The sequence below is a fragment of the Streptomyces sp. NPDC001450 genome (assembly GCF_053597295.1).
Genome location: NZ_JBSFHY010000049.1, coordinates 56,098 through 76,196, shown reverse-complemented (window position 1 = coordinate 76,196; position 20,099 = coordinate 56,098). Strand labels below are relative to the sequence as shown.

Below are 20,099 nucleotides of genomic sequence, written 5' to 3'. Positions count from 1 at the left end.
TCGATGCGTCAGCGTGTGGTGCCGGGGCCCCGGCACCACACGGACCGCGGCCGCAGCCCCTGTCTCCCATCAAGGCACGAAGGTGTCCATGCTTCCCGCTGCCCCTGAGCAGGCCCCAGCATCACGTCCCGAGCGCGCGGCCAGGCCCGGATCGGGACGGGCGAGACGTCGGGCCCCGAGCGGGCTGTTCGACCCCTCCCAGCTCCTCCGCTCGTTCCCCGAGGCGCTGCGCAAACTGCACCCACGCGTTCTCGTGAAGAACCCGGTGCTGTTCGTGGTGTCCGTCGGCGCGGGCCTGACCACCCTGTCGGCGCTGCTTCACCCGGCCGTCTTCACCGCAGTCATCAGCCTGTGGCTGTGGCTGACGGTGGTCTTCGCCAACCTGGCCGAGGCAGTCGCCGAGGGCCGCGGCAAGGCGCAGGCGGAGTCCCTGCGCAAAGCGCGTACGGACACGGTGGCGCTGCGGCTCCAGCACTGGAGCTACGGCACCAACCTGGCCACCGCCCGCACGGAGGCCGTCGCGGCCACCGACCTGAAGCCGCTGGACGTCGTGCTCGTCGAGGCGGGCGAAATGATCCCGGCGGACGGCGACGTCGTCGACGGTGCCGCGGCCGTCGACGAGTCCGCCGTCACCGGTGAATCGGCACCGGTCATCCGGGAGTCGGGCGGCGACCGAAGTGGTGTCACGGGCGGTACGACGGTGCTGTCCGACCGCATCGTCGTACGGGTCGGCGCGCGCCCCGGCCACAGCTTCCTGGACCGGATGATCGCCCTGGTCGAGGGCGCCTCCCGGCAGAAGACCCCGAACGAGATCGCGCTGAACATCCTGCTGGCCTCCCTCACGATCATCTTCCTGCTGGTCGTCGTCACCCTCCAGCCGATGGGCGAGTACGCCGAAGCCGCCCAGTCCACGACCGTGCTGGTCGCCCTCCTCGTCACGCTCATTCCGACGACGATCGGTGCTCTGTTGTCTGCCATCGGCATCGCCGGCATGGACCGGCTGGTGCAGCGCAACGTGCTGGCCATGTCCGGGCGGGCCGTCGAGGCGGCGGGTGACGTGAACACCCTGCTGCTCGACAAGACCGGCACCATCACTCTCGGCAACCGCGAGGCCGCCGCCTTCGTCCCGCTGCCCGGGATCGACGAACGGCAGCTCGCGGATGCCGCCCAGCTGTCCTCGCTGGCCGACGAGACCCCGGAGGGCCGCTCCGTCGTCGTCCTGGCCAAGGAGCGGTACGGGCTGCGGGCGCCTGCACCGGGCGAGTTGGCGAACGCCCGCTGGGTCGCCTTCAGCGCGCAGACCCGGATGAGCGGTGTCGACCTGCGCTGGGACAACGGCGCCGTCTGCGCCATCCGCAAGGGCGCCGCGCAGCAGGTGATCGACTGGGTGCAGATGTACGGCGGTCAGGTGCCGCCCGAGGCACGGCTCTACTCCGACGCCGTGGCCGCCTCGGGCGGGACACCGCTGCTGGTGGCCGTGCACGACTGGGACGGCCCCAGGGTGCTCGGCCTGATCCCCCTCAAGGACGTGGTCAAGGACGGCATCCGAGAACGGTTCGCCGAACTGCGCCGCATGGGCATCCGTACGGTGATGATCACGGGCGACAACCCGCTGACCGCGAAGGCCATCGCCGAAGAGGCGGGCGTGGACGACTACCTGGCCGAGGCGACACCTGAGGACAAACTCGCGCTCATCAAGCGGGAACAGGAGGGCGGCAAGCTGGTCGCCATGACGGGCGACGGCACCAACGACGCTCCCGCTCTCGCGCAGGCCGACGTCGGCGTGGCGATGAACACCGGTACGTCGGCCGCCAAGGAGGCCGGCAACATGGTCGACCTCGACTCCAACCCGACCAAACTCATCGAGATCGTCGAGATCGGCAAGCAACTCCTCATCACCCGAGGCGCGTTGACCACGTTCTCCATCACGAACGACGTGGCGAAGTACTTCGCGATCATCCCGGCGATGTTCGCGGGCTCGTACCCGGGCCTGGAGTCGCTGAACGTCATGGGCCTGCACAGCCCCACCTCCGCGATCACCTCCGCCATCATCTTCAACGCGCTCATCATCGTCGCGCTGATCCCGCTCGCTCTGCGCGGCGTGCGCTACACCCCGTCCTCGGCCCACGACCTGCTGCGCCGCAACCTGCTCGTCTACGGCCTCGGCGGCCTGGTCCTGCCCTTCGTGGGCATCAAGCTCATCGACCTGCTCGTCTCGGGGGTGTCCGGCCTTGGCTGAGCCTCGCCCGGTGCCCTGGCTCGCCCGTCAAGGTCCCGTATGCACACGTCAGGACCCTGTCAGAGAACCGGGTTTCGGCTTGCTCGGAACGTGCGGCACGGCTTCCATGGACCTTGTAAACAGCGCCTGGCTCCTCTTCGACCGGCCGCCGAGTCCCGCTCGGCCGTCGAGTCCTGAGCCGCGCTGAACGGAAGCGCCCGCGCCACGCCGGCATCGCGTCCCGCCGACACATGCCGTGCAGGCGCCGCGTCCCGCCGACGCCGCTTTCCGTGACCCGAGGGGCGCCGTGATCGGCTCCCGGCGCCCCTCGCTCTTCCTCTCCACCGCACGCCCACCGCCCCTCGCCGGGCGGCGCCGGTGTGCCCGCAACCCCGGATGGGATCATGTCCGACTCCACCCTTTCCACCCTGTCTGGCCGCACCGTTCTGGTTACCGGCTCCACCTCCGGCATCGGCTTGGAGACCGCCCGGCAGCTCGCCGAGCGCGGCGCCACCGTGCTGCTGCACGGCCGTACCGCCGAGGAGACCCGGGCCGCCGCCGACCTTCTGATCGCCACGGCCAAAGTCGGCTCCGACCAACTGGCCCTTCATGCAGCCGACTTCACCCACCTGGACGAGGTCGAGACCCTCGCCCGCACGATCGTCGCCGCACATCCGCACCTGGACGTCCTCGTCAACAACGCAGGCATGGCCGCCCCGGAACGCCACACCGTCACCGCCGACGGCAACGAGATCGCCTTCCAGGTCAACTTCCTCGCCCACTACCTGCTCACCTGCCTGCTGGAGCCGGCCCTGACCAGCGACCCAGGAGGGCGGGTCGTCAACGTCTCCTCCTCCCTGCACCGCACTGCGTCCATCCAGTGGGCCGACCCCAACCGCGCCCGCCGCTACTCCCGCCTCGCCGCCTACGCCCAGTCCCAGCTCGCCCTGACCGTGTTCGCGGCTGACCCGCGCGTCACCGCGGTCTCGGTGCACCCGGGCGTCTGCGACACCGCCCTGCTCCCCCTCTACGCCCACGAGGGCGTCTCCCCCACCGAGGGCGCCGCCCACGTGGTCCGGCTGTGCGCCCCGGCCGTCGAGATCGTCAACGGCGCCTACTACGACCGCGACGAGCGCGTCGACCCGGCCCCGGCCGCAACCGAGGACCGCACGATCAGGCGTCTGAACAAGCTCGCGGACCTGCTGGTCGGCCGTACCGCTTGAAGAACCCTCACCAACACAGGAGTTGACATACATGTCGAAGCGCGCCCGCAAGAAGAAGGACCGTCGCAAGAAGAAGGCCAACCACGGGAGCAAGGCCGGCCAGAGCTGACGACGCACAGGGCGGCGCGCGCCGTCCACCCCAGGGCGGGCGACGGAGAGAGGTAATCCACGGTCGCCCGCCCGGTCCCTACCCCGCTCCTCCACTCCCACGAGGAACCGATGATCAAGATCTCGCCGCCGGACCCACGGGCGCTCGCCCGTTGGTTCCCCGCCCACTCCCCCGGCCCCGCCACGATCGGCGAACACGTGCTGGCCACGGGCATCGGCCGTTGGTGGGGCGACAGGCCCGTCCAGCCGAGCGCGGTCGCCGTCTCCTGCGCCGGACACGTCGTGCTGCGCGGCAGCCCGGAGGAGCTCACACCGGAACTCCTTGCCCCGCTGGCCGGCAACCGCGTCGAAGCCCCGGCCCGATTCCTGCCCGCACTCGGCGCCGCCTTCGACCGGCTCACCCCGTGGGAGCGCATGATCTGGACACTCCAGGCCACCCCTCGGGCCGCCATGGTCCCGCATGCGGTGACCGTACGACGCCTGAATCCGGCGGACGCCGACACGGTGCTCGAACTCGGCTCGGACGCGTCCTGGCTGTCGGCGAGCTGGGGCGGACCGCGCGGCCTCGCCGCCTCCGGACACGCCTGGGCCGCGGTGGGCCGCACAGGTCAGATCCTGTCGATGGCGTGCACGTACTTTCGCGGCACCGACTATGAGGACGTGGCCGTCTACACCGTCCCCGACCGCAGACGCCACCACCTCGCCCTGGCCTGCGTCACCTCCCTGTGCGCCGACATCACCTCCCGCGGCCACACCCCCAGCTGGAACTGCTCGGTCCACAATCGCGCCAGCCGCCTCCTGGCCTGGAACGCCGGTTTCCGCCTGGTCCGCGAGTATGTCCATTACGCGGCGGGGAGCCCCCTGTCACACCTTCGGCTCAGCGCCTAGAGACCCGTCGAAGAGAGGGAGCCGCCAATGCCCAGAAAACCCCCGCTCCTCACCCTTCCGATTCTCGAAGGCCGCCACGAGCTCACGATCACGCTGAAGCGCGGGGAGATGCGTGCCTCAGCGGGCAACCGTCCCTGCATCCGGACGCGAGCGGCCTGCGGCTCCGCATCACCTGGCTGCGGGCCGGCAAGGAGACGTCGTACGACATGACGCTTGGCCTCCAGCCGTGACCCGGCGGCCGGCTCTCGTGGGCCTCCAGGACGGATTCGTGGCCGTGAACGGCATGCGCCTGTCGCGGCTGAGCGGACCTCTGGCATGCGCACAGCAGTCTTAACGCGGTCTTGACGCGTTCGGCGGGCTCTCCCGTGGGTCCACGCGGCACCCCCTGCTTACGCTGGTGCCGCCGTCCGTGTGATGGCCGGAACCCCACGCTGAGCCGCACACCAGGAGAGCACGTCCATGGCCACCACCGAACACCCGCCGCCGAGCCGATTGCGGACGTGGATGCTGGAGGGCCTGTCCGACATGGCAGGACACCAGCAAGGGCCGTACGCCGAGGCGGGGGCACCCCACCAGGGGCAGCGCTGGTACCGGGTGATGTGCCTGACCGGTGTCGACTACTTCTCGACCCTCGGCTACCAGCCCGGCATCGCGGCCCTGGCGGCCGGCCTGCTCTCCCCGGTCGCCACCCTGGTCCTCGTCGTCGTCACCCTGGCGGGAGCCCTTCCCGTGTACCGCAGGGTGGCCGAGGAGAGCCCGCACGGCGAGGGATCCATCGCGATGCTGGAGCGGCTGCTGTCCTTCTGGAAGGGCAAGCTGTTCGTCCTGACGCTGCTGGGCTTCGCCGCCACGGACTTCCTGATCACGATCACCCTGTCAGCCGCCGACGCCTCCACCCACCTGATCGAGAACCCGCACCTGACGGGCACGCTGCAGGGGCAGCAGATGCTGATCACACTCCTCCTCGTGGCCCTGCTGGGCGCGGTGTTCCTCAAGGGCTTCCTGGAGGCGATCGGCGTCGCGGTCGCCCTGGTCGTGGTCTACCTCGGCCTGAACGCCGTCGTCGTGGTCGTCGGCTTCTGGCACGTCCTCACCGCCGGCCACGTGGTCACCGACTGGACCAGCGCCCTGACCACCCAGCACGGCAACGTCCTCGCCATGATCGGCGTATCTCTGCTGGTCTTCCCGAAACTGGCCCTCGGCCTGTCCGGCTTCGAGACCGGCGTCGCCGTCATGCCCCACGTCCAGGGCGATCCGGGCGACACCGAGGAGAAGCCGAAGGGCCGGATCCGGGACACCAAGAAGCTGCTCACCACGGCCGCGCTCATCATGAGCGTCTTCCTGATCACCACCAGCTTCATCACGACGGTGCTCATCCCGGCGAACGAGTTCAAGACCGGCGGCCAGGCCAACGGCCGCGCGCTGGCCTACCTGGCGCACGAATACCTCGGCGGCGCCTTCGGCACTGTCTACGACCTGTCGACGATCGCCATCCTGTGGTTCGCCGGCGCCTCCGCCATGGCCGGCCTGCTCAACCTCATGCCGCGCTATCTGCCCCGCTACGGCATGGCCCCGCACTGGGCCCGCGCCGTGCGCCCGATGGTCATCGTCTTCACGCTCATCGCCTTCCTGGTCACGTGGCTCTTCGACGCCAATGTGGACGCCCAGGGCGGCGCCTACGCCACCGGCGTGCTGGTCCTCATGTCCTCCGCGGCGATCGCCGTGACCATCGCCGCGCGCAGGGCCGCGCAGCGCGGCTGGACCGCCGCCTTCGCCACCATCTCCGCGGTCCTGCTCTACGTGACCGTGGCGAACGTCATCGAACGCCCGGACGGTGTGAAGATCGGCGCCTGCTTCATCGTCGGCATCATGCTCGTCTCCTTCTTCTCCCGGCTGGCCCGCGCCTTCGAACTGCGCGTCACGCATGTCGAGCTGGACGACATGGCGGAACGGTTCATCAGGGACATGTCCCACCGCCGCATCCGCTTCATCGCGAATAAGCCCGGTCACCGGGACAAGGCCGAGTACCGTGACAAGATCGAGCAGATCAGGGCCGACAACGACATCCCGGCCACGGAGGACTTCGTGTTCGTCGAGGTCACGGTCACCGACCCCTCCGAGTTCGAGGCGGGCCTGATCGTGCGCGGCGAGGTTCTGCACGACCGCTACCGCGTCCTGACCCTGGAGCACTCCTCCATCTCCAACGCCCTGGCGGCCCTCCTCCTGCACGCCCGGGACATGACAGGCTGCACCCCGCACGTCTACTTCGAGTGGACCGAGGGCACCCCGTTCGCCAACTTCCTGCGCTTCTTCCTCTTCGGCCAGGGCGAGGTCGCCCCGGTCACCCGCGAGATCCTGCGCGAGGCGGAGCCGAACCGGGTCAGGCGCCCGCGCGTCCACACCGGCTGAGGTTCGACTCCGGCAACCGGCGTCAGGATCCCGTCAGGATTCGCCCGCACAGCGCTAGGACTCCGTAAGCAGCGGTCGCCTCAGCCCGTACGGCCGCCTACCGTCAGCGGCATGCGACGGAGCGGACCGCCAGGCTCGGCCGGCGACCGCCACTGGCGTGGCAGCGCGCGGCTCGCGCTGAGCTGTGCCCTGATGTTCTGTGCTCTCAGCCTCCTGGTCGACTGGGACGCCGGAAGCCTGACCCCGCTGCGTGCCCTGCTCTGGGTCGCCTTGTCGGCCGCAGTGTGCGCAGTCCTCCTGCCCCAGCGGGTGAGTGCGGGCCCCGGCTGGATCGCGGTACGCGCCCCCTGGCGCCGACGGATCGTCCGTACGGACGCGCTCGCCACCGTACGGCAGTACGACGGCGTCTCCTCCCACCTGGTCCTGCGGGACATCTACGGCCATCGCCTGGAGATCGATCCCCGCATCCTCGCCGCCAACCCCCTGCTCTGGCACGAACTCGACACGGGCGTCCGCCGCTCCATCGAGCGCGGCACGCTGCGCCACGGCGCGGATGTGCTGCACCGGCTCGGGAACCGCATCGACCGGGAGACCGTGCAGGATGTCCTCCGGGCGTCGGGGCTTTCCTGACCGCACGGGCAGCTCACGACACCGGGGGTTTTCGGCTTCCGCGCAACGTGCAGCCGAATGCCGCGGGTAGCTGACCGGCCTGGGGCCACGTCATTCTCCAAGCCGTACGTAGCTCAGCAGAGTGTCAGCATGAGACCGACTGGACATGGCTACAGATGACCACGGGCGCACCTGAGCCCATATCCGTGATCCCTGCGCCGACCTGAGGAAACGCCAGTCCAACGGGGTGGCTGGTGACGTGAGGAGCGAGCCGTGTTCTACTACCTGCTCAAGTACGTGCTGCTGGGGCCCCTGCTCAGACTGGTCTTCCGTCCCCGGATCGAGGGGCTGGAGAACGTGCCGGCGTCGGGGCCGGCGATCGTCGCCGGGAACCATCTGTCCTTCTCCGACCACTTCCTGATGCCGGCGATGCTGAAGCGGCGCATCACCTTCCTCGCCAAGGCGGAGTACTTCACCGGGCCCGGCATCAAGGGCCGCCTCACCGCGTTCTTCTTCCGCAGCGCCGGACAGATCCCGGTGGACCGCTCCGGCAAGGACGCGGGGCAGGCCGCGATCCGGGAGGGGCTCGGGGTGCTGAGCAGGGGGGAGCTGCTCGGCATCTACCCGGAGGGCACCCGCTCGCACGACGGCCGGCTGTACAAGGGCAAGGTGGGGGTCGCGGTCATGGCACTGAAGGCGGGGGTGCCGGTGGTGCCCTGCGCGATGATCGGCACCTTCGAGGCGCAGCCGCCCGGCAAGGTCATTCCGAACATCCACCCCGTGGTCATCCGTTTCGGAAAGCCGCTCGACTTCTCCCGCTATGCCGGTATGGAGCACGAGAAGGCCATCCTGCGGGCCGTCACCGACGAGATCATGTACGCGATCCTCTCGCTGTCCGAGCAGGAGTACGTCGACCAGTACGCGGCCGTCGTCAAAGCCGAGCAGGCGGCTGAGAAGAAGGAGCGCAAGTTCCCGCGGGCGCCGCTCAGCTGATCTGCCGTCGGCAGAACGGCTCCGCCACGAGCGTGCCGCGCGCCTAGGCTCGCCGTATGAAACGGGCTGTGGTGATCGGGGCGAGCGGACAGATCGGCCGTCCGGCGGTGGCGGCACTGGAACGGGACGGCTGGGACGTGACGGCCGCCTCGCGGGGCGGTGGCCGGGACGGGTCGTGGGGCGAGGGGGTGCGGGCGGTCAGGCTGGACCGTACCGACGACGGGGCGCTCGCGGCCGTGGTGGGCGACGGTTGCGATCTGGTGGTCGACATGGTCGCGTACGACGCCGGGCACGCACGGCAGCTGACGGACCTCGCGGGCCGGATCGGCGCAGCGGTCGTGGTCTCCAGCGTGTCGGTGTACGAGGACGGCAAGGGGCGGGGCTTCGACACCCTGGACGAGCCCGACGGCTTCCCGGCGTACCCGGTGCCGGTCGCGGAGACGCAGCCGACGGTAGCGCCGGGCGAGGCGACCTACAGCACCCGCAAGGCGTCCCTGGAGCGTGAACTGCACGCGAAGGGCGAGGAGTTGCCGACGACCGTGCTGCGGGCGGGCGCGGTGCACGGGCCGTACAGTCCGCTCCCCCGCGAGCTGTACTTCGTGAAGCGGCACCTGGACGGGCGGGGCAGGCGGGTGCTCGCGTTCCGCGGGGAGAGCCGGTTCCATCCGGCGAGCGCCCGGAACATCGCCGAACTGGTCCGGCTGGCCGCGGCCCGCCCCGGGTCCCGGGTGCTCAACGCCTGTGATCCGCAGGCGCCGACGGTCGCCGGGATCGGGGCGGCGATCGACGCGGTCATGGGCGCGGAGCCGGAGACGACACTAGTGGCCGGTCCGCCGCCCGCCGGATCCGTGGGCCGCACTCCATGGTCGGTGCCGCTGCCGGTCGTCTTCGACATGTCCGCCGCCGAGCGGGAGCTGGGCTACCGGCCCGTGGTGTCGTACGAGGAGAGCCTGCCGGAGACGGTGGAGTGGCTGCGGCAGCGGCTCGCCGCCGAGGGAGACTGGCGGGAGTGTTTTCCGCTGCTGGCGCGGGCTTATCCCGACCTCTTCGACTACGCGGCCGAGGACGCCTGGCCGGCGGGGACATGACGAAGGGGCGGCCGGAGAGTCCGGCCGCCCCTCGTCGCCGTACCGGAGGGGTTACGGCTTGGGCGTCGCGTGCGGCGCGCAGGTCACGTCGGCGGTGTCCAGCCTGCCGTCGATCAGGTAGCTGTCGACCCGCTCGTTGATGCAGGGGTTGACCAGGCTGGTCACACCGTGGGAGCCCGCGCCCTCCTCGGTGATCAGACGGGAGCCCTTGAAGCGCTTGTGCAGTTCGACGGCGCCCGGGTACGGGGTCGCCGCGTCACGCGTGGACTGCACGATCATCACCGGCGGCAGGCCACGGTGCGTCTTGACGTCCACCGGGGTCAGCTGCTTGGCCGGCCAGGTGGCGCAGGGCAGGTTCATCCAGGCGTTGGCCCAGGTCATGAACGGGTAGTCCTTGTTGAGCCGGGTGTTGTCCCGGTCCCACTTCCGCCAGCTGGTGGGCCACTTGGCGTCGGCGCACTCGACGGCGGTGTAGACGGCGTTGCCGTTCTCGGCGCTGATGTTGCCGGCCGTGTCCGACAGGTCGGGGGCGGCCGCGTCGACGAGCGCCTTGGTGTCACCGGCGACGTACTTGCTGAACACCGAGGCGACCGGTACCCACGACGAGTCGTAGTACGGGGCGCTCTGGAAGAAGGAGATCAGCTCGGCCGGGCCGACGACCCCGCCGATGGGGTTCTTCTTGGCGGTGGCGCGCAGTTCGAGCCACTTGGCCTGGACGGCGGCGCGGGTGGTGCCGAGGTGGAAGGCTGCGTCGTTCGCGGCGACCCAGTTCTCCCAGTCCTTCCAGCGGCCCTCGAAGGCGATGTCCTGGTTCAGGTTGGCCTGGTACCAGATGTTCTCGCGCGACGGGTCGACGACGCTGTCCACGACCATGCGGCGCAGATGGCCCGGGAAGAGGGTGCCGTAGACGGCGCCGAGGTAGGTGCCGTAGGAGACGCCGAGGTAGTTGAGCTTCTTCTCGCCCAGCGCGGCGCGGATGACGTCCAGGTCGCGGGCGGTGTTCGGCGTGGTCATGTGGGGCAGCATGGCGCCGCTGCGCTCGGCGCAGCCCTGCGCGTACTCGCGGGCCAGCTTGCGCTGCGCGGTCTTGTCGGCCTCGGTGTCCGGGACCGGGTCGGCCTTGGGCGCCTTGACGAACTCCTGCGGGTCGACACAGGAGATGGGCGCCGAGTGGCCGACACCGCGCGGGTCGAAGCCCACGAAGTCGTAGGCCTTCGAGACGTTCGCCCAGACGGCGTTCTTGGTGGTGACCCGGCGCGGGAAGCGCAGACCGGAGCCGCCGGGACCGCCCGGGTTGTAGACGAGGGCGCCCTGGCGCTCCTCGGGGGTTCCCGTGTTGCCGATGTGGTCGACGGCGAGCTTGATCTGCTTGCCGTACGGCTTGGCGTAGTCGAGCGGCACGGAGACCCAGCCGCACTGGATGGGCTTCTCCAGGCCCCAGTCGGCGGGGCAGTCCTGCCAGTCGATGCCGGCCTTGGCGGCGCGGGCGGCGGCGATCCGGGCGCCCCTGGCCTCACGGTCCTGTCCGTGGCGGCTGTCGGCACTGGCCGCGGGAGCCGACACCGCGCCGGCTATCAGGGTCGCGGTGACGAATGCTCCGGCCGAACCGAGCGCCAGCAGGCGGCTCTTCGGTCTGTTCTCCCTCAAGTGGGCCCCTCCCCCAACAAAGTTCTACGAGTGGTCAGGCGGGGATCCTCTCGGCTGTGAGCCGTCTGAGAACAGGGGTCGCAGGCGTTTCTTTACCAATCCGATAAACGGACGATCACGTCCCGCTGAGCGGGGCATGCACCATTTCAGGCCAGCAGGGTCAGCGCCTCGTCCAGCAGCCGCCGCAGCCCGAGCGCGTCGGGGGCCACCGCGCTGACGAGTACGGCGGGTCCCGCGAGCGGTACCAGCGCGGCGCACTCCCCCAGCATCCGCGCCGCAACCGGCTGCTCGGCGAACTCGGGCCTTACGACTATCAGTTGACCCACCGACCGGTGTCCCGCGAGCACGGCGGGCCCGTCCCAGCCGCCCGGCGCCCCGGGCCCGCAGGACAGTTCCTGGTCAAGTACGGTCCGGCCCGCGACGCGCACCGTGAGCCGGCTGGTGAGCCGCCCGGGTTCCTCGCCGACCCGGCCGAGCACCTGCTCCTCGCGCAGCACGAGCCGTGCCCCGGCGGCGAGTTCGGCCCGGGTGGTGACGTACAGGTCGCTGCCGCCGGCCGAGATCAGCTGCTCGGGCAGCCAGCGCAGCTCGCCGCCCTCGGCCACGTCCAGCCGTACGACGTAGCGGGCCTCGCCCTTGCCCTGACCCGGGAGCGCGATGGTGGCGGCGGCCGACCCGACGTGCAGCCGGGCGCCCTCCTCCACCCGCGCGTCCAGCGCGAAGCGGTCGCCACCGAGCGGGCCGCTCATCGCGCCGACGACCATCACCCGTGCCTCGCCGCCGGCGGCCCGGGTGCGGCGCAGTGCCAGCGGGCCCTCGCCGTCCAGCACGGGCAGCGCCGTACCGCCGCGTCCGTCGGCGCGGGCGACGATCCGCGCGTGCGCCCGGACGCCGGTCGCCGTCATGCCGCCCACGCGGCGAGCCGCTCCCGCACCCACGCGGCCACATCGGCGACGCCGGGCTCCTCGCGCAACGACTGGAAGACGACCGGGAGTTCGGCCCGCTGCGCCTTGGCGTCGGCGGCCATCCGGGCGAGGTCGGAACCGACGTACGGCGCGAGGTCGGTCTTGTTGACGACCAGCAGGTCTGCGGTGGTGACGCCGGGGCCGCCCTTGCGCGGGATGTCGTCGCCGCCCGCGACGTCGATCACGAAGATCTGCGCGTCCACGAGCCCCTTGGAGAAGGTGGCGGTGAGGTTGTCCCCGCCGGACTCGACGAGGATCAGGTCCAGCGGCCCGACCTCGTCCTCCAGGTCCTCCACGGCCTCCAGGTTGGCGGAGATGTCGTCGCGGATCGCGGTGTGCGGGCAGGCTCCGGTCTCCACGGCCGTGATCCGCTCGGGCGGCAGCACGGCTTCCCGGAGCAGGAACTCGGCGTCCTCGCGGGTGTAGATGTCGTTGGTGACGACGGCCAGGGACAGCTGGTCGCGCAGCGCCCGGCACAGCGCGGCGACGGTCGCGGTCTTCCCGGACCCGACGGGGCCGCCGAGCCCGATGCGCAGCGCGCGGCGGGAGCCGTCAGGGCGGCGGGCGTCGGCACTTACGGCGGCGGGGCCGTCGTGGGTGTGGTCGAGGTGCATGTACGGCTCCAATGGTTGAGAGGCTTCGTGTGGACACGGCCACTCGCTGCCCGACCGAGTCGGGTGGGTGGGAAGATCTATGACGCGAACAGGCGCACGGGCCAGGTCGCATGCCACTCCGCACCGACCTCCAGCATGGGCCCCGCCGCGGCGGGCAGCGCATCGACTCCCTCGTCGGCCACCCTCCGCGCCGCCTCCACCGCCGCGTCCGCGACGCGATCCAGCTCCGGAGCCAACCGGGCCAGAACTCCCGTCGCGTCGAACGGGTCGAGGCTCAGCAGACGGACCGTGGCCGTCGCCGGCCCGCTCACGCTCTCGTACGCCGCGCAGTACGCGGCGTCCACGGGGCCGAGGCCGGCCGCCCTCGCCGCGACTCCGAGCACCACCGGCTGATGGGCGCCCTTGGGGAACTCCTGTGCCAGCGCGTCGAGTTCGGCCGACGGCCAGCTCGCGCGCGCGGCTCGCATCAGCTGCCGGCCGAGCCTGCGCGCGGCGACCCGCAGCGCCGGCGAGGGGGTGCGGGCGTCCGCGGCCGCGTCCAGCTCGCGGGGTTCGACGCCGAGGGCGGCGGCGGCCGCCAGCGCGCCCGCGACCAGCCCGGCGGTGTGCAGCCGCCCGCGGCAGAAGTCCTCCAGGCTCGCCGCGGAGGTGATCCGTCCCGCCCTGACGGCGGCCTCCGCCCCGCCGGAGTGCGCGTGCCCTCCGGCGGGGAAGCGGCCGTCGGCCAGGACGAGCAGTGCTGCCCTGGACATCAGAAGAGGAAGTAACGCTGGGCCATGGGCAGTTCGGCGGCCGGAGTCGCCTCGACCAGCTCGCCGTCGATGTGCACGGCGAAGCTGTCGGGGTCGACCCGCACCTGGGGACGCGCGTCGTTCTCCCGCATGTCCGCCTTGGTCACCCCGCGCGTCGAGTCGATGGCGACGAAACGCTTGCCCAGCTGAAGCCGCTCCGGCAGCCCGTCCTCGATGGCCGCCGGTGCCACGAAGTTGAACGAGTTGGCGGCCGGCGCCCGGCCGATCGCCCCGTACATCGGCCGGGGCAGGATCGGCTGCGGCGTCGGGATGGAGGCGTTGGCGTCACCCATCTGTGCGTACGCGATCTGGCCGCCCTTGATGACGAGGTGCGGTTTGACCCCGAAGAACGCGGGCTCCCACAGCACCAGGTCGGCGAGCTTGCCGGTCTCGACGGAGCCGATCTCGCGGGCCAGGCCCTGGGCGAGCGCCGGGTTGATCGTGTACTTGGCGACGTAGCGCCGTACTCGCCGGTTGTCCGCCCGACCGTCGCCGGGCAGCGCGCCCCGCCGCCGCTTCATGACGTGCGCGGTCTGCCAGGTGCGCAGGACGACCTCGCCGACCCGGCCCATGGCCTGGGAGTCGGAGGAGATGATCGAGATCGCGCCGAGGTCGTGGAGTATGTCCTCCGCGCCGATGGTGGACGGCCGGATCCGGGACTCGGCGAAGGCCAGGTCCTCCGGGACCGCCGGGTTCAGGTGGTGGCACACCATCAGCATGTCGAGGTGTTCCTCGGCGGTGTTGACGGTGAACGGCCGGGTCGGGTTGGTCGAGCTGGGCAGCACGTGCGGCTCGGAGACCACGGTCATGATGTCCGGCGCGTGCCCGCCGCCGGCGCCCTCGGTGTGGTACGCGTGGATGCCCCGGCCGGCGATCGCGGCGAGGGTGTCGCCCACGAAACCGGCCTCGTTGAGGGTGTCGGTGTGGATGGCGACCTGGATGCCGGTGCGCTCGGCGACGGTCAGGGCCGCGTCGATGACGGCCGGGGTGGAGCCCCAGTCCTCGTGCAGCTTGAGGCCCAGGGCGCCGCCGCGGATCTGGGAGAGCATCGCCTCGTGCGAGACGGTGTTGCCCTTGCCGAGGAAGCCGATGTTGAGCGGGTACTGCTCCATCGCCTCCAGCATGCGGGCCAGGTGCCAGGGTCCGGGCGTCACGGTGGTCGCCTTGGAGCCCTCGGCCGGTCCGGTGCCGCCGCCGACCAGGGTGGTGATGCCGGAGGCGAGCGCCTCGTCGGCGATCTGCGGGCAGATGAAGTGGACGTGCGCGTCGATGGCGCCGGCCGTGAGGATCCGTCCGTTGCCGGCGATGACCTCGGTCTCGGGGCCGATCACCAGGTCGGGGTGGACACCGTCCATGGTGTCGGGGTTGCCGGCCTTGCCGATGCCGGTGATCCGGCCGTCGCGGATGCCGACGTCGGCCTTGACGATCCCCCAGTGGTCGACGATGACGACACCGGTGATGACGGTGTCGGGGGTGCCTTCCGCGCGCGTGGCGCGCGACTGGCCCATGGACTCGCGGATGACCTTGCCACCGCCGAAGACCGCCTCGTCACCGGCGAGCCCGGGGCCGCCGGATCGGTCCTCCTCGATCTCGATCAGCAGGTCGGTGTCGGCGAGCCGGATGCGGTCGCCGGTGGTGGGGCCGAACAGGTCGGCATAGGCGGCGCGGGAGATCTCAGGCATCGAGCGCGCCTCCGGTCCGCCCGCGCAGTCCGGGCACGATCCGGGCGCCGGCGAGGGGCACGAGTTCGACGGCGACGGGGATGCCGGGCTCGAAGCGTACGGCGGTGCCGGCGGCGACGTTCAGCCGCTTGCCGTGGGCGGCGGTCCGGTCGAACTCCAGGCCGGGGTTGGCCTCGGCGAAGTGGTAGTGGGAGCCGACCTGGACGGGCCGGTCGGCGGCGTTGAGGACGGTCAGCCGGGTGACCTCGCGGCCCTCGTTGCAGACGACGGGGCCGTCCGCGAAAAGCACCTCTCCGGGAATCATCGCGGCCCCCTCAGATGATCGGCTCGTGGACGGTGACGAGCTTGGTGCCGTCCGGGAAGGTGGCCTCGACCTGTACGTCGTGGATCATCTCCGGGATGCCGTCCATGACGTCTTCCCTGGTGAGGAGCTTGCGGCCGGAGGACATCAGCTCGGCGACGGTGCGGCCGTCACGCGCGCCCTCGAGGATGTGCGACGTGATGAGGGCGACCGCTTCCGGGTGGTTGAGCCTGAGCCCACGGGCCCTGCGCTTCTCGGCCACGTCGGCCGCCACGTGGATCAGCAGCCTCTCTTGCTCGTGCGGGGTCAGTTGCACGTCCCACCTCACAGTCCTTGCTCCGGACCGTGCGGGGTCCGGTTGCCGCAGCCACCACGACGGGATAGGTGTAACACACAGACAAATTCGCCCGAACGTGATCGATGCGGGCAGAAAAACCCCTGGTGGCGTGGATCGGCAGGCTAGTTCGCCGGAGTTTCAGCGACGTTAACCAGTCCTTGATCAACACATGACTGCGCGATGGGCCCGCACATACCCGGCTACGAGACGCCGGGCCCCCGGCGCTCGGCCGCGATCCCGAAGCGCTGCCGCTCCCGGGCCGCGGGTTCGACCTCGCGGACGCGGGACACCGAGGTGACCACCTGCTGCTCCTCGCCCGGCTCGTCGAGGGCGTCGAGCCGTTCCAGGTCCGCGGCCGAGACCAGCGCGACCAGCGGCTTGCCGTGCCGCGTCACGACGACGCGCTCACCGCCGTACACCACCCGGTTGATCAGGTCGGCGAGCTCAGCCCTGGCTTGCGTCACCGGAATCTCGTAGGCCATGCCCCCATTCTAACGTCACGTACGTCCTGTACATTTTTTACAGAAGAGAGGCCGCCACAGGCCCTGTCGCGAGGAAGGGATATGCCCATGACCCGACCGTCCGCCCGCCACGTCCTGCCCGAGTTCACCGAGCGCACGAGCACGGGCCACCGCACGCGCGATCCCTACTCGAAGCTGTTCGAGAACCGAGTCGTCCTCCTCGGAACACCGCTCGACGACACGGCGGCGACCGACGTGATCACACAGTTCATGCACCTCGAACACGCGGCCCCGGACCGGGACATCACGCTGTACCTCAACTGCCCGGGCGGCTCGTTCAGCGCGATGACGGCGGTCCACGACACGATGCGGTACGTCACCTGCGACGTGGAGACCTACTGCCTGGGCCAGGCCGCGTCGGCCGCCGCGATACTGCTCGCGGCCGGGACACCGGGAAAGCGGTTCGCGCTGCCGAACGCGCGCATGGTGCTCGAACAGCCCTCACTGCCCGAACCGGCCCAGGGACAGCCGAGCGACCTCGTCATCCAGGCCGAGGAGTTGGCCCGGACGCGCACGCTCATGGAGGAGATGCTGGTCCTGCACACCGGGCGCACCCCGGAACAGGTCCACCAGGACCTGGAGCGGGAGCTGGTGCTGGACGCGCCGGGCGCACTGGCGTACGGCCTGGTGGACGGCGTCGTCCCGAACCGCAGGGACACCCCCGGCGCACAGCACGCGCGGTGAGCCGGCCGATGCTGCCACCGGAGCTTCCGCCGCTGCCCGCCCTGACGCGCGCCGAGGGCGAGTTGATCGACCGTTATCTGGAGGCGATCGACCTGCTGGGCCGGATCAACCCGGCGCAGTCCGGGGACACCTACCGCGGGCTGCGCGCGGCGCAGGCCCTGGTGCGCAAGGCGTCCGAGCTGCGCGACGCGCTCGCCCTCATGCACCAGCGCGGCGAAACGGAGCTGCATGGGGACACGCTGGCACAGGCCTTGAGGGTGCTCGACGGCGAGCGCCGCACCGCCCGCGTCGTGCTCCCGCCGGACTGCGTGGGCTGATCCGGACGCCCGTCCGGCTCCGACGGGACCCTCGTGTCGACGGACCCTCCGGAGCCGGACTCGAAACGGTCCGAACGACGTACCCCCGGCCGGCGTATCTTCAAAACATTTTCCGGGTCTGCCGGCTTGCGCAGTACGCCGGTTCGAGGTCGGCGGGAATTTGCTTCGTCCCAGGTCCGGGGCTACGCGCGGGAACTGACGGTGCCTCGAACAGAGCAGCGTCCACCCGAACGGGTGAGTGGTGAGTAACGCCACAAATCCCCGATTCCATTGGGATTTTCCGACTCCTGTGAGTGAAGATCCCTGTCTGACGACAAGCCCCCGCCACCGCGGCGGGGCGATCCGGGCGGACGCCGAGTCCTGCCGCCGCCCTGGATGACCGGTCGACAGGAGTGGATCGGCAGGAGTGGAGGACCCGAGCAAGACGGGTCGCCGGCGCGGACGTTCGTCGCACGGACGGGCGGTCGCACCGAGCAGCCCTTGGGGTGAAGCCGCGGCAACGCGGCCGGGCAACTTCGCCAGCCCGAATCCGACAGGTCATCCTTCACAGGCGGCTGACGAAGGGTTGCGCATGACTGCGCTCAATCGTGTCCCGTCGCTCATGGCCCGGGCCGGTACGGCCTCGGCCCTCACCCTCGCCGCCGTGGGCGGCTCGATCGTGGTCCCGGGCCTCGCCACCGACGCCTCGGCCGCCGGCACGGCCGCGAAGGCACTCCAGGTCGCGGCCTCCAAGAAGGGTGCCCCGTACGCATGGGGGGCCACCGGGCCACGTCGGTTCGACTGCTCGGGGCTGACGCTCTACTCGTTCAAGAAGGCGGGCAAGAAGCTGCCGCGCACGGCCGCCCAGCAGTACAACAAGACCCATCACATCTCGGCCAGGAACCGCAAGGCCGGCGACCTGGTGTTCTTCCACTCGGGTTCCAGCGTCTACCACGTCGGCATCTACGCCGGGAAGGGCAAGATCTGGCACGCCCCGAAGACCGGGGCCGTGGTGCGGCTGGAGAGGATCTGGAGCAGGAGCGTCTGGTACGGCCGGGTCAGCTGACCCGGGCTCAGGGCAGGAGCGGCTCCAGCAGGAGGGCCGCTCCGAGCACCGTGAGCGCCGCCCCGGTGCCCGTCTGCAGCATGCGGGCGGCCCGGGGCCGGCGCAGCCACCTGCCGAGCCGGTCCACCAGCAGGGCCACCACCTGGAACCACGCCAGCGCCAGCGTGCAGACGATCAGCGCGAGCAGCAGCGTCCTGGGCAGGGCGGAGCCGCCGGACGGCACGAACTGGGGCAGCAGGCTGAGGAAGGTCAGCGAGGCCTTCGGGTTGAGGACGTTGGTGACGAAGCCCTGCCGCAGCGGGCGCGTGGCCGACGGTGCCGCCTCGACGCAAGCTTCGGCGGGCCGCCGCAGTGACCACAGGGTCCGCACGCCGAGCTGCAGCACGTAGACGCCGCCGAGCAGCTGCAGCGCGCGGAAGAGCGCGGGTACGGCGACCAGCACGGCCGCGACTCCGGCCACCGCCAGCGTGGTGTGCACGAGGAGGCCGCCCGCGACGCCGAGCCCGCAGACCGCACCGGCGCGGCGGGAGACCAGGGCGTTGCGTACGACCACCGTGAAGTCGGCGCCCGGCATGGCGACGAGTCCGGCGGCGATCCCGGTGAAGGCGATGAGCTGTCCGTCCATACGGCCAGCGTGCACGGCGAGAGCCTTCAGCAGGTATTTCGAATGAGAAGGGTTGGCCTTAAGCAGTGCTTTAGGCTGGTCCCATGTACGACCCCACGCGGCTGGCCGCGCTGGTCGCCGTGGCGGAGGCGGGCTCCATCACCCGGGCCGCCGACCGGCTCGGTTACACGCCGCCCGCCCTCTCCCAGCAGCTGGCCAAGCTGGAGCGTGAGGCGGGCACGGCGCTGCTGGTACGGCATCACCGCGGAGCCCGGCTGACCGAGGCGGGCGAGGTGCTGGTGGCGCGCGCCCGCCGGGTGCTGGACGAGCTGGAGCAGGCCCGGCACGAACTGGCCCGGCTGACCGGCCTGTCGGGCGGGGTGCTACGGCTCGGCACCTTCCCGACCGCGGGCGTCCATCTGCTGCCGCCGGCGCTGAGCGCGTTCCGCCGGGCACACCCGGACGTCGAGCTGTCGGTCGCCGACTACGACCCGCCGGCCGGGGTCCTCGCGGTGGCGGCCGGTGAGGTGGATCTGGCACTGACCCACGCCTACCAGCCGGGCGATGCCCCTGCGGTGCCGGCCTCGGTCGCTCTGGAGCCGGTCCTGGTGGAGGAGCTGGTGCTGGTGACGGCCCCGGGTCATGCGCTGAGCAGCGCCTCGTCCCGGCTGCCGCTGGAGCGGCTGGCCGGGCAGCCGCTGATCAGCATGGCCCCGCACCATCCGGCCCGGCGGGAGGTGGAGGCCCTGCTCGCCGAGGCGGGCGCCACTCCTGCGCTGCTGGTGCCGACCCCCGGGTACGCCGTGGTGTGCGCGCTGGTCAGCGCGGGGCTCGGGGTGGCCGTCGTTCCGGAGATGGTGGCGCGGACCGCGGTCACTCCGGTCGGGGTGCGGCCGCTGGAGGCGGGACGGCTGCGCCGCACGATCTCGGTCGCCTTCCGGCCCGACGAGGCCGCTCCGGCGGCGGAGGCGTTCCGGGCCCTGTTGCACGGGGCGTTCGGCCGCGCCGGGCAGACGCCGGTGCGTCAGCGACCGTCCCTGTGAACCCTCGCCCGG

The 20,099-nt window shown here is 71.1% G+C and carries 21 protein-coding genes; 12 read left to right on the top strand and 9 right to left on the bottom strand.

Annotation, left to right across the window (positions count from 1 at the left end):
- The first annotated feature begins 88 nt into the window (after positions 1 to 88).
- The 8 genes from kdpB (at position 89) to ACWC5O_RS38740 (ending at position 9,536) form a co-directional block, all read left to right on the top strand.
- Positions 89 to 2,239 carry a potassium-transporting ATPase subunit KdpB gene (gene kdpB / locus ACWC5O_RS38775; RefSeq protein ID WP_450583494.1) on the top strand — a complete coding sequence of 717 codons (2,151 nt, stop codon included), beginning with the start codon at positions 89 to 91 and terminating at the stop codon, positions 2,237 to 2,239.
- A 383-nt stretch (positions 2,240 to 2,622) separates the two neighbouring features.
- Positions 2,623 to 3,441 (top strand): SDR family NAD(P)-dependent oxidoreductase, encoded by an 819-nt coding sequence (locus tag ACWC5O_RS38770; protein ID WP_450583492.1) that lies wholly within the window; start codon positions 2,623 to 2,625, stop codon positions 3,439 to 3,441.
- A 31-nt stretch (positions 3,442 to 3,472) separates the two neighbouring features.
- Positions 3,473 to 3,550 (top strand): 50S ribosomal protein bL37, encoded by a 78-nt coding sequence (locus tag ACWC5O_RS38765; RefSeq protein ID WP_373310759.1) that lies wholly within the window; start codon positions 3,473 to 3,475, stop codon positions 3,548 to 3,550.
- A gap of 110 nt (positions 3,551 to 3,660) precedes the next feature.
- Entirely contained in the window at positions 3,661 to 4,437 is a 777-nt protein-coding gene (locus ACWC5O_RS38760; RefSeq protein ID WP_450583491.1) for a GNAT family N-acetyltransferase, read from the top strand.
- 459 nt (positions 4,438 to 4,896) lie between these two features.
- Positions 4,897 to 6,846, top strand: coding sequence for an amino acid transporter (locus ACWC5O_RS38755; protein ID WP_450583489.1), 1,950 nt, complete (start codon positions 4,897 to 4,899; stop codon positions 6,844 to 6,846).
- Between the two features lie 111 nt (positions 6,847 to 6,957).
- Entirely contained in the window at positions 6,958 to 7,476 is a 519-nt protein-coding gene (locus ACWC5O_RS38750) for a hypothetical protein (protein ID WP_450583487.1), read from the top strand.
- Between the two features lie 252 nt (positions 7,477 to 7,728).
- The gene (locus ACWC5O_RS38745) at positions 7,729 to 8,448 is read left to right on the top strand and encodes a lysophospholipid acyltransferase family protein (protein ID WP_450583485.1); all 720 of its coding nucleotides are present in this window, start codon (positions 7,729 to 7,731) and stop codon (positions 8,446 to 8,448) included.
- Positions 8,449 to 8,516: 68 nt separating this feature from the next.
- On the top strand, positions 8,517 to 9,536 hold the full coding sequence (locus tag ACWC5O_RS38740) for an NAD-dependent epimerase/dehydratase family protein (RefSeq protein WP_450583706.1): 1,020 nt from the start codon (positions 8,517 to 8,519) through the stop codon (positions 9,534 to 9,536).
- Positions 9,537 to 9,587: 51 nt separating this feature from the next.
- On the opposite strand, the gene ACWC5O_RS38735 is transcribed toward ACWC5O_RS38740, so the two are convergent.
- The 8 genes from ACWC5O_RS38735 to ACWC5O_RS38700 all read right to left on the bottom strand — a co-directional run bounded on the left by ACWC5O_RS38735 (position 9,588) and on the right by ACWC5O_RS38700 (position 16,355).
- The gene (locus ACWC5O_RS38735) at positions 9,588 to 11,183 is read right to left on the bottom strand and encodes an alpha/beta hydrolase (protein ID WP_450583483.1); all 1,596 of its coding nucleotides are present in this window, start codon (positions 11,181 to 11,183) and stop codon (positions 9,588 to 9,590) included.
- Positions 11,184 to 11,329: 146 nt separating this feature from the next.
- Complete coding sequence (locus tag ACWC5O_RS38730; RefSeq protein ID WP_450583481.1) at positions 11,330 to 12,088, bottom strand: urease accessory protein UreD; 759 nt, start codon at positions 12,086 to 12,088, stop codon at positions 11,330 to 11,332.
- On the bottom strand, positions 12,085 to 12,762 hold the full coding sequence (ureG, locus tag ACWC5O_RS38725) for an urease accessory protein UreG (protein ID WP_450583479.1): 678 nt from the start codon (positions 12,760 to 12,762) through the stop codon (positions 12,085 to 12,087). Before ureG ends, ACWC5O_RS38730 begins: the two co-directional genes overlap by 4 nt.
- Positions 12,763 to 12,839: 77 nt before the next feature.
- Positions 12,840 to 13,514 (bottom strand): urease accessory protein UreF, encoded by a 675-nt coding sequence (locus ACWC5O_RS38720; RefSeq protein WP_450583478.1) that lies wholly within the window; start codon positions 13,512 to 13,514, stop codon positions 12,840 to 12,842.
- Positions 13,514 to 15,235, bottom strand: coding sequence for an urease subunit alpha (locus ACWC5O_RS38715; protein WP_450583476.1), 1,722 nt, complete (start codon positions 15,233 to 15,235; stop codon positions 13,514 to 13,516). The genes ACWC5O_RS38720 and ACWC5O_RS38715 overlap by 1 nt, the downstream gene beginning before the upstream one ends.
- Positions 15,228 to 15,539, bottom strand: a complete 312-nt coding sequence (locus tag ACWC5O_RS38710) for an urease subunit beta (RefSeq protein ID WP_450583474.1) — start codon at positions 15,537 to 15,539, stop codon at positions 15,228 to 15,230. The genes ACWC5O_RS38715 and ACWC5O_RS38710 overlap by 8 nt, the downstream gene beginning before the upstream one ends.
- Positions 15,540 to 15,549: 10 nt before the next feature.
- Positions 15,550 to 15,852 carry an urease subunit gamma gene (locus ACWC5O_RS38705; RefSeq protein WP_386580556.1) on the bottom strand — a complete coding sequence of 101 codons (303 nt, stop codon included), beginning with the start codon at positions 15,850 to 15,852 and terminating at the stop codon, positions 15,550 to 15,552.
- A gap of 221 nt (positions 15,853 to 16,073) precedes the next feature.
- Positions 16,074 to 16,355 carry a type II toxin-antitoxin system Phd/YefM family antitoxin gene (locus tag ACWC5O_RS38700; protein ID WP_450583472.1) on the bottom strand — a complete coding sequence of 94 codons (282 nt, stop codon included), beginning with the start codon at positions 16,353 to 16,355 and terminating at the stop codon, positions 16,074 to 16,076.
- Between the two features lie 87 nt (positions 16,356 to 16,442).
- Between ACWC5O_RS38700 and ACWC5O_RS38695 the strand changes: the two genes are divergently transcribed.
- From ACWC5O_RS38695 to ACWC5O_RS38685, 3 genes are all read left to right on the top strand, one after another.
- On the top strand, positions 16,443 to 17,078 hold the full coding sequence (locus ACWC5O_RS38695) for an ATP-dependent Clp protease proteolytic subunit (RefSeq protein WP_450583471.1): 636 nt from the start codon (positions 16,443 to 16,445) through the stop codon (positions 17,076 to 17,078).
- An 8-nt stretch (positions 17,079 to 17,086) separates the two neighbouring features.
- Positions 17,087 to 17,395: a hypothetical protein gene (locus ACWC5O_RS38690; protein ID WP_450583469.1), complete on the top strand. Its 309-nt coding sequence runs from the start codon at positions 17,087 to 17,089 to the stop codon at positions 17,393 to 17,395.
- A gap of 571 nt (positions 17,396 to 17,966) precedes the next feature.
- Positions 17,967 to 18,440 (top strand): C40 family peptidase, encoded by a 474-nt coding sequence (locus ACWC5O_RS38685; protein ID WP_450583468.1) that lies wholly within the window; start codon positions 17,967 to 17,969, stop codon positions 18,438 to 18,440.
- A 7-nt stretch (positions 18,441 to 18,447) separates the two neighbouring features.
- Here the strand turns inward: ACWC5O_RS38685 and ACWC5O_RS38680 are convergent, their stop codons facing one another.
- Complete coding sequence (locus ACWC5O_RS38680; RefSeq protein ID WP_450583467.1) at positions 18,448 to 19,065, bottom strand: LysE family translocator; 618 nt, start codon at positions 19,063 to 19,065, stop codon at positions 18,448 to 18,450.
- A gap of 83 nt (positions 19,066 to 19,148) precedes the next feature.
- Between ACWC5O_RS38680 and ACWC5O_RS38675 the strand changes: the two genes are divergently transcribed.
- A complete protein-coding gene (locus tag ACWC5O_RS38675; RefSeq protein ID WP_450583465.1) occupies positions 19,149 to 20,087 on the top strand; it encodes a LysR family transcriptional regulator in 939 nt (312 codons plus the stop codon).
- Positions 20,088 to 20,099: the final 12 nt, after the last annotated feature.

Bases quoted from the DNA above. Each gene is read 5' to 3' on its own strand.
- ACWC5O_RS38710 (WP_450583474.1), bottom strand. From the start codon at position 15,539: ATGATTCCCGGAGAGGTGCTTTTCGCGGACGGCCCCGTCGTCTGCAAC.
- ACWC5O_RS38680 (WP_450583467.1), bottom strand. From the start codon at position 19,065: ATGGACGGACAGCTCATCGCCTTCACCGGGATCGCCGCCGGACTCGTC.
- ACWC5O_RS38730 (WP_450583481.1), bottom strand. From the start codon at position 12,088: ATGACGGCGACCGGCGTCCGGGCGCACGCGCGGATCGTCGCCCGCGCC.
- ACWC5O_RS38690 (WP_450583469.1), top strand. From the start codon at position 17,087: ATGCTGCCACCGGAGCTTCCGCCGCTGCCCGCCCTGACGCGCGCCGAG.
- ACWC5O_RS38755 (WP_450583489.1), top strand. From the start codon at position 4,897: ATGGCCACCACCGAACACCCGCCGCCGAGCCGATTGCGGACGTGGATG.
- ACWC5O_RS38685 (WP_450583468.1), top strand. From the start codon at position 17,967: ATGACTGCGCTCAATCGTGTCCCGTCGCTCATGGCCCGGGCCGGTACG.
- ACWC5O_RS38720 (WP_450583478.1), bottom strand. From the start codon at position 13,514: ATGTCCAGGGCAGCACTGCTCGTCCTGGCCGACGGCCGCTTCCCCGCC.
- ACWC5O_RS38675 (WP_450583465.1), top strand. From the start codon at position 19,149: ATGTACGACCCCACGCGGCTGGCCGCGCTGGTCGCCGTGGCGGAGGCG.
- ACWC5O_RS38695 (WP_450583471.1), top strand. From the start codon at position 16,443: ATGACCCGACCGTCCGCCCGCCACGTCCTGCCCGAGTTCACCGAGCGC.
- ureG (WP_450583479.1), bottom strand. From the start codon at position 12,762: ATGCACCTCGACCACACCCACGACGGCCCCGCCGCCGTAAGTGCCGAC.
- ACWC5O_RS38770 (WP_450583492.1), top strand. From the start codon at position 2,623: ATGTCCGACTCCACCCTTTCCACCCTGTCTGGCCGCACCGTTCTGGTT.
- kdpB (WP_450583494.1), top strand. From the start codon at position 89: ATGCTTCCCGCTGCCCCTGAGCAGGCCCCAGCATCACGTCCCGAGCGC.
- ACWC5O_RS38760 (WP_450583491.1), top strand. From the start codon at position 3,661: ATGATCAAGATCTCGCCGCCGGACCCACGGGCGCTCGCCCGTTGGTTC.
- ACWC5O_RS38750 (WP_450583487.1), top strand. From the start codon at position 6,958: ATGCGACGGAGCGGACCGCCAGGCTCGGCCGGCGACCGCCACTGGCGT.
- ACWC5O_RS38765 (WP_373310759.1), top strand. From the start codon at position 3,473: ATGTCGAAGCGCGCCCGCAAGAAGAAGGACCGTCGCAAGAAGAAGGCC.
- ACWC5O_RS38700 (WP_450583472.1), bottom strand. From the start codon at position 16,355: ATGGCCTACGAGATTCCGGTGACGCAAGCCAGGGCTGAGCTCGCCGAC.
- ACWC5O_RS38715 (WP_450583476.1), bottom strand. From the start codon at position 15,235: ATGCCTGAGATCTCCCGCGCCGCCTATGCCGACCTGTTCGGCCCCACC.